Origin of the sequence: Loktanella sp. DJP18, from assembly GCF_049310965.1 — a bacterium.
Lineage (GTDB): Bacteria > Pseudomonadota > Alphaproteobacteria > Rhodobacterales > Rhodobacteraceae > Loktanella.
In genome coordinates, this window is record NZ_JBMERN010000094.1 from 1 (window position 1) to 14,198 (window position 14,198).

General features: G+C 50.9%; 12 protein-coding genes. 3 read left to right on the plus strand and 9 right to left on the minus strand.

The window, feature by feature from the left end; all coding sequences use genetic code 11:
* The 7 genes from ACOI1H_RS18930 to ACOI1H_RS18960 form a co-directional block, all read right to left on the minus strand.
* On the minus strand, window positions 1-500 hold a 500-nt coding region (locus tag ACOI1H_RS18930; protein WP_422439391.1), incomplete at its 3' end, for a hypothetical protein.
* A gap of 64 nt (window positions 501-564) precedes the next feature.
* Window positions 565-993: a hypothetical protein gene (locus ACOI1H_RS18935; protein WP_422439392.1), complete on the minus strand. Its 429-nt coding sequence runs from the start codon at window positions 991-993 to the stop codon at window positions 565-567.
* Complete coding sequence (locus ACOI1H_RS18940) at window positions 980-2,173, minus strand: radical SAM protein (RefSeq protein WP_422439393.1); 1,194 nt, start codon at window positions 2,171-2,173, stop codon at window positions 980-982. The genes ACOI1H_RS18935 and ACOI1H_RS18940 overlap by 14 nt, the downstream gene beginning before the upstream one ends.
* Window positions 2,170-3,306 carry a radical SAM protein gene (locus ACOI1H_RS18945; RefSeq protein ID WP_422439394.1) on the minus strand — a complete coding sequence of 379 codons (1,137 nt, stop codon included), beginning with the start codon at window positions 3,304-3,306 and terminating at the stop codon, window positions 2,170-2,172. The genes ACOI1H_RS18940 and ACOI1H_RS18945 overlap by 4 nt, the downstream gene beginning before the upstream one ends.
* A complete protein-coding gene (locus ACOI1H_RS18950; protein ID WP_422439395.1) occupies window positions 3,306-4,550 on the minus strand; it encodes a radical SAM protein in 1,245 nt (414 codons plus the stop codon). The genes ACOI1H_RS18945 and ACOI1H_RS18950 overlap by 1 nt, the downstream gene beginning before the upstream one ends.
* Before the next feature lie 165 nt (window positions 4,551-4,715).
* The gene (locus tag ACOI1H_RS18955; RefSeq protein WP_422439396.1) at window positions 4,716-5,756 is read right to left on the minus strand and encodes a transferrin-binding protein-like solute binding protein; all 1,041 of its coding nucleotides are present in this window, start codon (window positions 5,754-5,756) and stop codon (window positions 4,716-4,718) included.
* Window positions 5,757-5,878: 122 nt separating this feature from the next.
* A complete protein-coding gene (locus tag ACOI1H_RS18960; RefSeq protein ID WP_422439397.1) occupies window positions 5,879-7,648 on the minus strand; it encodes a hypothetical protein in 1,770 nt (589 codons plus the stop codon).
* A gap of 186 nt (window positions 7,649-7,834) precedes the next feature.
* Between ACOI1H_RS18960 and ACOI1H_RS18965 the strand changes: the two genes are divergently transcribed.
* A complete protein-coding gene (locus ACOI1H_RS18965; RefSeq protein WP_422439398.1) occupies window positions 7,835-8,617 on the plus strand; it encodes a hypothetical protein in 783 nt (260 codons plus the stop codon).
* Window positions 8,618-8,668: 51 nt separating this feature from the next.
* On the opposite strand, the gene ACOI1H_RS18970 is transcribed toward ACOI1H_RS18965, so the two are convergent.
* Complete coding sequence (locus tag ACOI1H_RS18970; RefSeq protein ID WP_422439399.1) at window positions 8,669-9,253, minus strand: hypothetical protein; 585 nt, start codon at window positions 9,251-9,253, stop codon at window positions 8,669-8,671.
* Window positions 9,254-9,317: 64 nt separating this feature from the next.
* Window positions 9,318-11,396 carry a DNA topoisomerase 3 gene (locus ACOI1H_RS18975; protein WP_422439400.1) on the minus strand — a complete coding sequence of 693 codons (2,079 nt, stop codon included), beginning with the start codon at window positions 11,394-11,396 and terminating at the stop codon, window positions 9,318-9,320.
* A gap of 62 nt (window positions 11,397-11,458) precedes the next feature.
* Between ACOI1H_RS18975 and ACOI1H_RS18980 the strand changes: the two genes are divergently transcribed.
* A complete protein-coding gene (locus ACOI1H_RS18980; RefSeq protein WP_422439401.1) occupies window positions 11,459-11,971 on the plus strand; it encodes a hypothetical protein in 513 nt (170 codons plus the stop codon).
* Between the two features lie 11 nt (window positions 11,972-11,982).
* The coding region (locus tag ACOI1H_RS18985; protein ID WP_422439402.1) for a hypothetical protein at window positions 11,983-14,198 on the plus strand (2,216 nt) is incomplete at its 3' end.

The window sequence follows — 14,198 nt, forward strand, 5'->3', positions numbered from 1 at the left end:
CACTGTGTGGGCGTCGGTTCGACGAAGCGGAGAATTGTGTATTCATCAGTCGGATACAGGCTGTCAGCACCTGCGAAGAATTCCGCAATAAGGTAGGAAAAGAAGCCGCTGATTGGGAAAAGTGTCTTGCTGAAATTCGGCGTTGTTAGAAATGCTGTTGTAAATCCCACGCACTGCTTCGACCAGGCTTCCAGATCTTCTTCTGTCTGCGGCGGAATTGAAGAGACTGAAAACCCAGCATTCCCGGCGAGCATAAGAAGGTAGTCATGGTCCACTTCGTCATGAGGTGCGACCTCAACGACCACCTCAACGCCCGAAAGACCGTATGCGATGATCGTGTCGATAAGGAGATCCGAGATCTCTCGAGGGCCGGTGCCCTGCCACCGCAGGCCAATGATCTCGAGGCCCTTGGGTGGCGTAAAGCATTCACCATCTACGATCACATCGAATGCGATTGGAAGGCAGATTTTATCATCTAACACGAGGTCTGTAATGTTCATGAAAGATATCTCCTTTTTTTAGATATCGGTTCAAATCCAATAAATCGGAAACAAGTATCATTTGTCAGCGCCAACCGCGTGATCCATGACAGGCATTGTGACAATTGGTATAACAGCTCAGCGTTAAAGAATACCCAGTGCTATCGTCTTCATAATACGGTGTATTGGCGGCAGCGACATCATACGGCGCACCTTTGAGGGATTGAAGTTTTGTAAGATAGGCGCTGGCTTTTGTTGCTGCTTCTCCTTGGACTTGAGCGTAGCGTTCACCCATGAGAAGATTATCAATTTTCACTACGTTTGCGATAACCGCTGTGGACCTCGTGATCATGATCTGTGCTTGCGCACTTGCCATGCCGGCCTTCACCTCTTTCGAGAACTCAGTTGTCGTCGTGGTATCCAGGGTTTTTTGTTCCGCTGCGGCACCTCCAAGAACTTGTAGAGCCGCAGCAATGGATGCGACCGACATAACGACTTTCTTATTTGTGTTCATGATGTGCCTCAATTTTCAAGGTTGGGAAGTTTCCCGACAGCGTAGCGCTATCTTTCTCAGATAGGTCGCTTTGTAGGCCATTCAGAATGGTCGCGGTTTCGAAAAGATCGTATCCGCCAGAGCACTCACCACTTCCATCATCGAAGCTTATGGCCAGGCAGCCAGAAGAACAAATCTTTCGAAATTTGCATTTAAAACAATCAAATTGGCGTAGTTCTCTTATTTTTACCAGATCGCTTCCAAGGTCGAGGTTGTGGTTTGATCTTTTGTTTCCTTGTTCACTTGTAATCGCTGTGCATCCAAATTTGTAGCCATCTGCGTCAATGGTGTGGAACCGTGTGTCGCACATACCGGACCAGCAGCCATGAGATCTAGGCGAGGCGTCCGAGAGAGAGGCCACGCTGTCAGCCATATTTTCAAAAGGTGAGAGAAAAAGCTTCGCGTTTCCATACTGTGACTTGCGAAATGATGTGTAGGCTCGATACCACTTGGACATCAGTCTAGAGTATTCCGCATTGGTTAAGCCAACATCTTTCCAGTTTACCCTTGCATAGCCCGTCTCTGTTATGCGCTCCAAATGAACGTGTTCCACGCCACGATCGAGCCAGTGTTGAAAAAAATCGAATGGGTTCGGGAAGTTTTTGAAGAGCGTTCTTGCAGCGGTCACGACCAAATAAGGTGTTAAGCCCTTGCTGGTCATAAATTTGAGGTTTTCCTCGAAGCGCTTGTTGAATGCATCGTTGCTGTCGATTGCGTGCTTGTTCATGAGACGGATCTTTGGGTCCCAGGATACGCCGACCTCGCCGCCGAAATGTTCGTGATAAAGATCGCACCACGCGTCATCGATCGACATCAAGTTTGTTTGAATGCCATGACGCCAGTCAAATTCTGGACCTTCGCGTTCCAAAATCTGTATCCCGGATCTTATGAAGGCACTTCCCATCAAAGTTGGCTCGCCGCCATGCCATTGCACCAGGATCTTGTCGCCAGTTTTCGCCTTCGATCGCATCAGGTCCGGGACCTTTGCGATATCATCGAGGCTCATTTTCTTGGGGTTTGATGGGATAAAGCAGTGCTGGCAATGCAAATTGCAACCTTCGAAGATCCGCAAGTATATGAGGTGGTCGAAGGCTTGACTTGAAGGCAGACGGCCTGCTTGTTGTGGCTTAGGCATTGTCATTCTTGAGCTCTCTTCAGGTATAACTCTGTAAGATCGTGGTTCTCTTCCATGAACGTTCTCACGTGTCGCAGGTGACGGTTGTATCCTGAGCATTCACCTTCAGTCTCAGGGGTGTTTGGCGTGAGCGGACACCCGCTGCGACAAAACGTATTGAAAGGACAGGTCGGGCAGTCGTCGTTGCGGTGCCCAGAGAGGTGATTTCTGATCCAGGACTTTCGCTTGGTCGAGGCTTCGAATGCATCGAAGCCTCCAGAGACGTTTGAATCGGTTTCGAAGCTGATTTTGTCCGGACATGCGCTTGTTGATCCGTCCGGATTCACAACAATAAAATCTCTGGAGCAAGAGCCACCCCATCTGTCGCCAGGGATATTCATCATGATGCCTGATAGTGCAGCCTGAACTGTGTTAACATTCATGAAAGTTCCCCTCACCAAGAGGGCCATGACTTCATCGAAAACTTCAGTCAAAAATTCTGAGTGTTCTTTGTTTGTCGGCCGCATAGGGTCGAAGCCAGAGTGACTATTGTATCTGTCAATATTCCATTGGAAAAACTTGTTTTCGAGCATCCAGAGCGCAATATGTGGAGCCCGCCCAAGGTCTCCACGTGAGGGAACAACACCAGGGATAATATGGAAATTGCTGCGCCTTGCTGACTCTACTTTATCCAGAAATACGGTATGGTATTTCTCCACATTTCCTTTGATTTTCCGCTGTGAAAAATCAATAGACGTTCCAGTTTGACCATCAAAATATTCAGATATTAGCGATGCCCAAGATTCTTTATATGGGATCAGAGAGGTTTGTATCGTCTGCACTGCGTCGGGCATAAGCTCCCTGACGCGCTCACAAGCTGCTCTGAAGTATTCCTGAGGTAAGGCAAGTGGCTCTCCTCCATGCCAGACAATCAAGGCGCCTGGTGCGCGTTGACGGTCGACCATTTGTCGAATGGTTTTGATTGCACTGTCCAGCGTTTCAAATGTCATTCTTGTCTTGTTCTGGCGGACAGTGATTGGCAGGTAGCAGTGATCGCAGCCCACGTTGCAATAGTCGGAAGGCTTCAAGTATGCGACAACAGGACGACCCGTCCTGTCGTTCGATCGAGCTTTAGTGCCTAGGTCTGGGATGTAGGTCATCAGACTAAATCCACCGGTCCATGAAGTGTTGCAAATGATGGAATATATCCAGATGTTAGAACCGGACGACGCATGTGCGTCAGTCCAGATGCCAGGCCTGATCGCAGGTGGTTTCCTACTATGTCTTTCATTTCATCTACGTCATGTCCGAACTTTTTCAGAGCAGTGTCAGCTTCACCAGTGATGATGCTTTCTTTGATGCGGGAGAAAACGTCTTGCCAGCTTTCACAATAGAAGAACTTGCCGTAGATACCCCGGTCAAAAATGACAGCATCTCGCATGCATCCACCCTCACACTCTGTAAAGTGGATGCAGCTCTGACAGCTCTTGGGCTGGCGGATGCGACGAAGCGTCAGTTTACGTGCTGCCGTTGATGTCATGCACGCTTCGATACCATCGTCAAAGAGGTTGCCAAATCTGAACTCGGGATCGGCTAGGTCTGCAAATTCTCCACAATTGTAGATGTCATAGTTTGGCTCGAGGCCAATGATACTTCCGGTGCAACCTTTCGCCCATGGACAGCGCGCCATCTCTCTTCCTGTTACCTTGAGGAACATCTGGTCGAGCGGCGTGATTAGGAAGTCCGGCGTATCGGAGATCCATCGATCGTAGAGCTCAATCAGCATCCGGCCGTATGTGGAAGGTTCGATCGCCGGGCCCGTGAGCGACACTCGACCAGCGGGATACCTGTAATTGATCCGAATGTCGTATACGCGGCCAAGGCGAGATTCTGTCAGCGCTTGGTCGTAGACATTATGCGCCAAGTGAATGGTGTCTTCGGTAAATGTGCTGATGACTTTTGGGCGCCACCCGTCAGAGAGAATTTTTTTCATTTTGTCCCGATAAACGCGACCATACACGTCCGTTCTTCCGTTGACGCTTCGGCACAGTTCATCGGGGTCCCAGCTAGTCGAAACGGAACCATTAAACACCTCTTTGAAAAGTTCATTCCAGCGATCGTTGTAGGCGAGCATGTTGGATTGCATCGAAAAGCGAACGCCAGGATGCCTGGATGTTGCGTAGGTGTGGGCTTCTTTGTAAAAGGCGGCCCCGAGGAGCATGGGCTCTCCGCCATGCCAGATCAGTGTCGCATTTGGGTGCAACCTCGATTCAAGCGCATCGAAAACCCGTCGAAAATCCGCGATGCTCCATTTTTTTGCCCCGTCAGGCGGCGCGCAGCAATAGCTGCAATCGGCATTGCAACCCTTTGTTGGCTTGATGATAACGGTGCTGATTGTTCGCATGATGACCCCTCTTCACTCAATAACATTGGGTCATAACGCTCTTTTCCAAAACGGTTTTTTGGCTATATCGCATTTTGGAAGGGTGGGTGGCTATATCTCAATTTAAAATGGGGAGGTGAAAGTCACCTCCCCATCCTGCTTCTATTTTAGGCGGTATAATGAACCCTAGTTCTTGTTCATAATGGTGTGGCCAACGATAAGGGCCTCTTGTGGGCCAGCAGCAGTCGCACTCGAGCCCCCGATGAATGTCCCCCCGATTGTCTGACCTTTGGGGCCGAAGAAATTACCCTGGAAGTTGCCGGTTGCGACCTTGCCATTCGCGCTGAGGCCATCGAATGTCGTAGTCCCCACGATTTTACCATTCGCGTCGAAGGTTCCGCTTGACCGAATGCCGATTGTGTCGCGGCCGGCAGAGTACTCGTGGTCACGACTGACGGTGCCGTTGATGGTAATCGTGTTGACGTTGAAGTTCAGATTGGCCGTCGTCTCACCTTCATATAGTCCACTTTCGGCGTCCGTGACTCCATCATACCGCGATACTGAAGCTGCTGCGGCGCCTTTATAGTTGGCTGAACCAGTGATAATACCAAGCTCTGAGGCTGTCGTCTTACGACCAAATACGCCATGCGCCCCGGCGCCGATCTCATCCCTTACGTAGGCGCCCGCATACATTTGACTGTCACCGCGGGGGATGTAGAGAACATGGGTATAGCCTCCGGCAGGCCTTTTCTGCCCAACGTACACCCGTTGGCCGTTAATGCTTTCCTGACCTCCTTCAATGGTTGAACTGCCGTCTGGATATGTCCTGTTTCCATAGTCTGGGTTATGCGATGTTCCGTTGTCCGAGTTCCGCCCAAATGCGTAAAATATTGTCGGAATTTTTGTTGTATCGCCGTCAGTTTCTCCGGACGAGATGACGATCGCGCCGGTCGTCCGGCCAACCGGTCCATTGAAGGTGGTGTCATTATTCTCAGAAGTCGCAAAGCTTGTGAATTCGGTTCTTTCGCCATCTTTTCCAATAACTTTGCGGTTTTGCAAAGCTTGGTAGTCTGTCGAGGTCATGCCCTTCAGTGGAGGGATGAAGGTTTTTGCAGGCTGTGCGCCGCCAGGGGTTGGGCCGCCAGGAGTGGTGGCCCCCATGCAGGCTGCCAGCGAGAGGATCATAGCTGTTGCGCTGATATTGCGCATCAAACGGCTCGTGTTCATGGTTTTACCTCGTTTACGACGGACTTGTCATCGATAATGTTGGCCAACTTTTCACGAGACGAAGTCGAAATTATGAAGAAAAGCCGGTCAGGTTCGTTTTTCTTCTGTTTGACGCGAAATTGTCAGTCCAGCCTGAGCCAGTTCGGTCCGGATGTTTTTTGCATCTGTTCATTTCTTTTTACGACGGGGTTGGAGTTCTTCCCGCCGGTGAAGACGCAGTATGTCGCTGCAAGTCCGGTTGCGACACCTGCGTCAAAGAAAGGCGCTTCGGGATGATCGGAAGTTGCCCTAGGGTAGACCATCCAGTATCCCGAATATCTTCGGGCGAAGAAGTTAAACACTATCGGAATTTCCGCACCAGCATCGAAACCAAACTGCTTTGGGGTTATGATGATTTTCGCCTCATAGCGGTTGTCAGCGGCAGTTTCCTTGTATGATCCATCCTGGCCGGTTCCGTTGCGGACAATTTGCTCTCGCCTGCTATCAGAGCATTCAGGCATTTCTACGCGCGTGCCTGATGAAAAAATACCCATCTTATCCCTGACGTAGTATGTCCCCATGTGTCTCCATTTCGGGAGGATATTTGACAGCGCTCCACCGCAATCGGCGCATGTCACATCCTGAACAGTCACCATCTGAGCTGTGATTTTGCCGTCCGAGATTTCGTATCGTGGGCCCGACCCTCCATCGGGCGCATATCGAATTCTCTTGCCGACGACAACTTCGCCGTTCGCTCGGTTTTGCAAGCGCAGCGCGTCATAAGGGTCGTTGTGCAGTGAGTTGATTTGGTGGGTTCTGATGACATTTGAATACGTTTTGTCGCTGTAGACGTCGCCTGTTCCCACGTTTTGATCGCGGACGCCAGATTGTCCTGTGATCGTGTCTTTGGCGAGAGGACCGAAGCTCGTCCAGTCACCCGTGCTGCCAACCTGGAGGCGGGATTTTGAACCAACGATTATAGGAGCTGACCCCTCGTCGTCGTCGATCCTGATCGTGTTATTTCCTGGGTTAAGCGACAGTGTTCCGGCGGGCTCGAGAAACAGGGTGCCTTTGGCTGTCGTGATGCTCTGGCTGCCGCCATCAAACTGAATACCATTGACACCGGTAATTTGTGCCGGGTCGATGATGTCGTTGTTGGCCATATTGAGATCTGTGTGCATTGTATTCAGCTCAGGATCGCCGAAGTCGTAGCGATAGAGCTGATCTCCATAGACTGAAGAGTCGCCTTTAGTGACAAGCGCAACATAGGCGACGCCATCCAGAGTTGTAGCCGGCGCGCCGTCAAAGTCTGTTGCAGGGAAGGTCGATGCCTGGAACGAGTAGTTTCCGAAAGATCCGCAGATCTGGCCCGGGCTTCTCAATGCAGTTCCTGCATCGTTCTTACACGTAAGATCCTTGGTTGAAACGAAGCCTGCGCCGCCGCCGGCGGTATTGGCGATGCTCGCGCGAAGAGTTCCATCTGTCCCGATCGGACCTTTGGCGTCATGCTCGCCCACGAGGAGGACTTGAAGGGCATTTTCATTGCGTGTTCCGCCGGAGCCGTCAGGAACCTTGTAGGAATATTTCCGAGTCGAAATCTTGTATTCTGTCCTGAAGGCATCCGTTCCGATATTCAAGCCATAGTATGGTTCGAGAACTGTAATCGGCAGTTCCTGGGGTGCGGCAGTGACGAGCGCCTTGAAGTTATCCTCAGCATACCTGTCTGCTGCTGTTGTCAGCCTGGAAAGCATACTTGCGCTCGCCTGAACTTTAACGCTTTCACTATAGCGGGTGACACCCTTGAAACCCGATGTAGCTACGATCGCGCCCAGGCCGAGTGCTAACATCGCTTCGATCAGCGAGAGACCACGGATTTTCTTGGGTTTCAGGCCTTTGCGGGTCGTTTTCAGCATGGGGTCAACTCTCTGATACATTTGAGTTGAAGATAGGGAAATGAAAAAGCAGACCAAACCGATGTCTATGAGCCTGATTTTCCTTCAGGATGGCATGTTGTCGTCGTGAATCCGTTTCCCTCCGAGAGTTAGCGAACCGATCTTGTGTTTGTGCGGGTCAGGGATGTCGGCACCGGAGGGAATGAAGTGGCTGTTAGCAAGGTGCACAGCCGGTCCGGATCTGGGGTTGAACCCGGGCGGGAGCCGGCTTTTGAGAAGATGATCAAAGCGTTGGGCTTTGGTTCTGCCTTCGCGCTTCCTGGCGCGTTGTGCGCGCCGGTATTTGGCGAGTCTGAACATGACGGTCTTACTATGCGGGTTCTGATGTCAATTTTCTGGATCTCAACGGATTCACTCAAGAATGGTGTAGATGTTCACCTTCAGGCCGCGCTCTCGGACTTGAGGCATGCATCAGGATTTTCTCTATACAATGGGAACGCTCCTGTGAGAGTCTGCATCTCGAAGCTCCGCGACCAGAAGTGCACTTTCTCTGATGGGGTAGAAATACCTGTCTTTCATGAGTTTGACATTGTCAAGTTCAAGGACCTTCAAATGGCGCAGTGGCGCTTTCATCCTGATTTCGCTGAGCTCTTCGTGAAGCCGCCGCGGTTTGCGATCCTCGATATGCGTGAGCTTGGTGGCCTGACAAAGGGTATTGATGTATTTCTCTATCGGCAGGCTATGCTCGTCAAGAACATGCGGCGTCCGGATTTTCGCCTCCCATCAAGTGAGCTTTACAAGGTTTGCGGGATTGATAATGACCTTCCCTTCAAGAGAGTTGTCGAGAAGATCAAGAGGTCCTTGTCGCGCGTTGTGGCGTCGTCAGCCATGAGCGTTGATATGGAGTCTATCCAGGAAAGGGGATCTCGCGCCTTGGCTGGCCTTGCATTTCATGTCAGAAATAACACGACATCCGAACTAAAGCTGTAGATTATCTATCGTTCACGGATTGTTATGTGCTGGCGCTGGACTTCATATCACCTAAAGCATCTCATCGTCACCCAAGTCGACCGAATGGTCTCTTGTGCTTGCTCCGGTTGATGACGATGATCCTAGTATTGCAGCAAGGGCATTGTCTTGAGCTGAATTACCGACACCGCTGGTTTCCACGTCTTGATTGTTCGATGTCTGGGGTGCATCGGTTGAGTGCGAAGCTAACTTCGAGTCGGCGTGTGTGTAGTCGGTGGATTCTTGGTCAGAGTGGACGTTGGATTTCTCTGTCCCCCCGGTCCCGCCAGACGTTGGCTTTGATGTCGATTTTGGTTTAGCACCCTCCGTGCCCTCGATTTTCTGCCTGATCTTGTCAGGATTCAGGTAGAGGGCCATAAAGAAGGACATCATCAGCGATTGTCGTCGTGCTAGCAGACCGTCGAAGTCGCTCTGAAGATATATCTTCGCGTCGCTCCTGTTGCATGAGTTCAAAAAATCCTGAAGAAGTTGTGTCTCGCGCCTTGAAGATCTCCTGATGGCGTATTTTGAGTCGAGTTCGACGTGGCTCAAGAATCCTTCAGATATCAGCTTTGCTGCGCGCTGAGCTGCATCCTCAATCGTCGTAGCGCTGATCATATAGCAGGTTCTATCTGAGGAGGACCCTTTCCTGGCTGTCATCGAAAAATACTGCATTCAGGCCTCAGATCCATCCTGCTGATTTGAATGGAGTATGATCGACACCTTCTGGGATGACCCAGGATTTCTTGTCGGCGTGCCAACGGGCACCCATGTCTTTTGCCTTTGTCTTGTCGTCGAAGGGAACATTGATGGGAGTGCCGTTATCTATTTTGGCCTTCCAGTCGCCTTCGAGCTTGGGTCCGGAAAACACTTTTGCGCCAGGCTTTGGTGTGCCTACCATCTTCTTGATGCCACTGTCTTTGATTGCTGCGACGTCAGTGCGAACAACTCCTGCGATACCCCCGACAAACTTTTTCATCAGATCCATGTTCTCCGCTTGAGAGATCATTTCGAGGACGTCTTCCCATTGTGCGGTCATTGCAGGGTCAGCGTAGCCGGGCGCCGTTGCGCGCATTGCATCGATGAGCACAAATGCTGTCTCCGTGGGGCTTATCTGACGCTTCTTGATCTTTATGTAATCGCGAACCTTTAGCGTTTCGATGACGTTCGCCCGTGTTGCTGGCGTGCCGATTCCTGATGTTTCCTTGAGCTTCTTCTTTGCTGCGGAATCTTCAACGTAGGCCGCGATGTTTTTCATGGCCTGGAGGAGAGATCTCTCTGTGAAGCGCGCCGGAGGTTTTGTCTTCTTTTTGTCGAGTTGTGATTTTGTGACTGTGCCGTTCTCGCTATCTTTTAACGGTGGAAGTGTGACATCGTCCTCTGTCTCGGATTCAGCCCCTTCTTCCGCCTCGGCAGCATCCTGCTCCTGTCCTGTTGGAGACAAGAAGGCTTCACGCCACCCGAGTTTGGTAATCTGACGTCCGCCTGCCCGCAGCGGAACACCGTTTGCGTCGAGAGTAATCGTGGTCTGAAGGTATTCCATGTCAGGCAGGTGAGCTGCGAACCAATAGCGTGCGACCAGAAGGAAGAGTTTCTTTTCGTCGACGGTAAGCTTCGAGAGATCTGTAGCCTGATTTGTCGGCACGATCGCGTGGTGTGCTGTTACCTTTTTGTCGTTGTAGACCGTCGACCTCTCGATGAGAGAGGATGATTCTGTGACAAGATGCTTGAACTCACTCAGAGCTCCGAGGTTTTTTGATATGACAGGAACATTATTCTTGTGTTCTTCAGGAAGGGCTTGGGAGTCCGTTCTCGGGTAGGTCAGGGCCTGGTGAGTTTCGTAGAGAGCCTGCATGACCTTGAGCGCTTTGTCCGCCGACCAGCCGAAGCGTGAGTTACACTCCTGCTGAAGCGCGTTTAGGTCCAGTAGGGGCGGGGGCGCCTGCTTTTTGGCTTCTGTCTTCACGCTGAGAGCGCCCTTTGCGCCCTGGCATCGAGCCAACAAGGCCTGCGCCTGAGCGAGATCTGTTATCCTCTTTTCGGCCGGCGGTGCAAATTTCATGGCGACCGTTCCCGATGCGGTCTGAACAGCTGCGCTGATCTCGAAATAATCTTCGGATTTGAAGCCTGTAACTTTGCGTTCGAGATCGACAATCATGGCCAGGACAGGCGTCTGGACTCGGCCGACTGACATCGGTTTTCCACCAGGTGCCGCGAGCTTTAATGTCGCCGCCCGAGACATGTTCATCCCAACAATCCAGTCGGCATAGGTTCGCGCCATGGCAGCCCAATAGAGCGGCTTAGTTTCGGCAGCATCTCGGAGGGAGGCCAATGCTTTCTTGATCGCAGGCAGAGTCAGGTCAGAGAGCCAGAGGCGCTGCGTTGGACCAGTCCATTTCAACTCGTTAAGAATTTCGTAGGCAATGAGCTCCCCTTCACGGTCAGGGTCGGTGGAGATGACGACTTCGGTTGCTTGCTTCATCAAAGTTCTGATGAAACCGATCTGCCGCGTTGCCAATCCATCCTTGGCTTTAAAAAGAAACTTTGCTGGTACAATCGGAAGCGGTTCCCATTCCCAACGCTTATAATCTGGGTTGTAGTCGTGCGGCATATAGGGTGTCAGGAGGTGTCCAAATCCCCACGTGATTGACCAGCCTTCACCAGTGATGCCGCCATCGACCTTTTTGCCGCCGCCAAGCGCCTCAGCAATTTTCCTGCCTTGGTCTGGTTTTTCGCAAAGATAAAGTGTGTTCTGCGCCATTTGCTTTTTCCGTGTTACGTGCGGTGCCAGTCTCGGGCACCTATATCAGATGTATGGAACAGATGACAAAAACTGAAGAAAATTACCGCCTTGATGTCGCATTCGCGGCGATCGAAGTCGCTGGCACATCTGACCGACATTTCATGCTCGGAGAGGTGCTTCCGGCAGAGCGTCGGACATATCTCTATGCTGTTCCTGAGGGAGAGGCTGATTCAGATGCCCATAATGTAGAAACGCTGGCGAAAGCATTGATCGGGGCAGATGTCCCTCATGCAGTAGACTGGGACCGTTCTAGCAAAAATTTTGGACTTAGATATCTTCCCGATTTCGTGAAGGTTCCGGAAAGTCTGATGGCTTTTACTTTGCAGGCTGCAAAGACGGAATGGTCAGCCTGGAGGGCGCGCGAAGAGGATGCCAGTCGCGTTGTTTCGGAACTTGCATCTGAACTTCTTCGGTATCCGAATTATCAACTCGATGCAGCGCGACAGTCGCGCATCGCAGACCGCGCAACAGACATGATTGATCGACGCAAAACAACATATCATCGTCGCTCTCTTGGCGATGAGCGAGCTTAACGGAGAATTCGATGGAAGAAGAAGAGAATAGTTTCAACTACGAGCTAGCGCTTGCTGCCGCCGGCATCAAGCGTGAGTCCGGAGATGATGATCACGCTCAGAAGTCGAGAAATCGTTATAGAGAGAGCTTTACGGCTACTGGGTCGACAATTAATGTGGGACCTGACGGCACTGCTTATTACACAGAGACAGATGCTCCGTTTCAACAGAAGACATCTGATAGAGATCCTTTTGATAATGACGTTGAAGATGCTTTGGTGCTTGGAACTGACACGCCAAAATCCTTTGATGCCAAGCAGAGCGTCCATGAAAATCTTGCGGTTCTCGATCGCTACACTGATGCAGTGTCCAAGTGGAAATCTGGGTTTCCGGTTGCGTCAGATGCGGATGTCGTTGCCAAGCTTCAGGCAGAACGTATCGCGTGTGCAAGATACATCAGGGCTCATGGCCTTGTTGGAAGTGATCAGCTGAAAGATGTGGGAGACTTTCTTGCGGTAGATTTCGCTTGGATCAGTCGGCCAGACCCAAAAGACGGCGAGTATGGAGATTACGTTCGCCAAAGGAATCTCGTGAGGCAGAGGGTCTTTCATGATGAGAAAACCGGAGAATTCCACGACAGGATCGATAGCGTTGCTACCTATGCACGTGCGACAGCTGCTATCAGCTTCGCTATGGTGGAAAGCAAAAATATTGAAGATCACTACGAGTTTCTTTCGGTCCGCCAGGAAGCTGTTGCAGAGCACTTCAATAATCCGCGGTTTATTGCCGAGGTTGGGCTATATGATCGAAATAAAATAGATGATGAACTTCTTGTCGATTTAGACAGGAGTGATCTGAAATCCAAAGCTTCGAAGGCAAGATCCGTAGCTCTTGCTGACATCTTTGCAGAAGGCACTGTAATTGATGAGTCGAAGAATAATGGCTCCAAAAAGTCCAACGATATAGATACACCCACTTATCTCAAGATCGATAGGTTTCAGAATCTTCGCGAAACGGGACGTCGCCTGGCCCATGAACCGGATGCGATCATCAGGTTTTCTCGACTTTCGATCCCGAGAGAAGTAACCAATGGTGACGGTGAAAAGGAAGTTGTCCAAAGGGTAAGTGGCGGTCAGCTGGAGTTTGGATTGCAGGCTCTTGACAATAAGGCGTATAGCCCATCCGTCATGACGGAGTGGCTGCATTCGCTATCACCGAAGGAGCGACGTGAGGTAAAAAATGAGCCTGTGGCCCTGTTCCGGAAGGCAAGAGAGACATTCGAGAGGGACTATGATCGGCTTGCCGCTGGAAAGAGCATTGTGGGCAATCACTCGCTTGCAGCGAGCTTTGCTGTCATGGAACGTAGCGCCGCAGAAATACACAGCAATTATCCAAAATATAACAAGAATGGGCAGCTGAGTAACGCAGCTGATCAAGGATCTTTGGCGCTCTTTTCTAAAGAGTATCGTCGGGAGACCCTTGATCGGATGCCAGATTTGATCGATGAAAAGGTCATGTCGAGGATTCCGGAATCGGAGCGCAATAACGGAGATAAGAGTGGAACTGCTATCCACAAATCCAAGGGAAAGTCGGGTGAAGAATATCATCTAGATCTTGGTGGTAGTGCGGACTCTGTCCATATCGAAGTTGCCGACGGAAATCACTTGAGGCTTTCAAACAGCAAAGAAGACGCTGAAGCCGGAAAGTTTGTTCAATTGCGTTTGGAAGGTTTAACGGTTCCGGCCGCAGGTCAACAAACTAAGAATGGGAAACTCGATGCTGGGGCTGAATCGAAAGGACACCTGGAAGCTCTGATAGCGCGGTTTGGTCGTGGAGATGCCCTGAAAAATATGGGCTTGGCGATTGAATTAAATAAGAATGGCGAGACGGTGTTGAATGCGACGATCGAGTCGGGCGAGAGTCTTTCCCAGCGGATGATCCATGATGGTTATGGCCTGCCTTCGGCTGAAGGCGAGGGCAGTCTACGGCGGGAGCATCATGCTAAGGTTGCTGAGTCGCAAAAAAGGGGTATTTGGAAAGAAGGTTTTCCTGAAGTCGATCGTGACTGGCGGACTGAAAGCCGGTCACCAAGCTTGAATGCGAAAGACAAGAGAGACCGCTTGGCGGGTCTTGTTGGGCGTTCAATGGCTGCTGATACACAGTCAATTACTTCGATGCTGTCGCGCCCTGAAACCAAGATCTTTGCTCTCGAGCTCGATCGGTGGAGCACGAGACCTATGGTGGACAA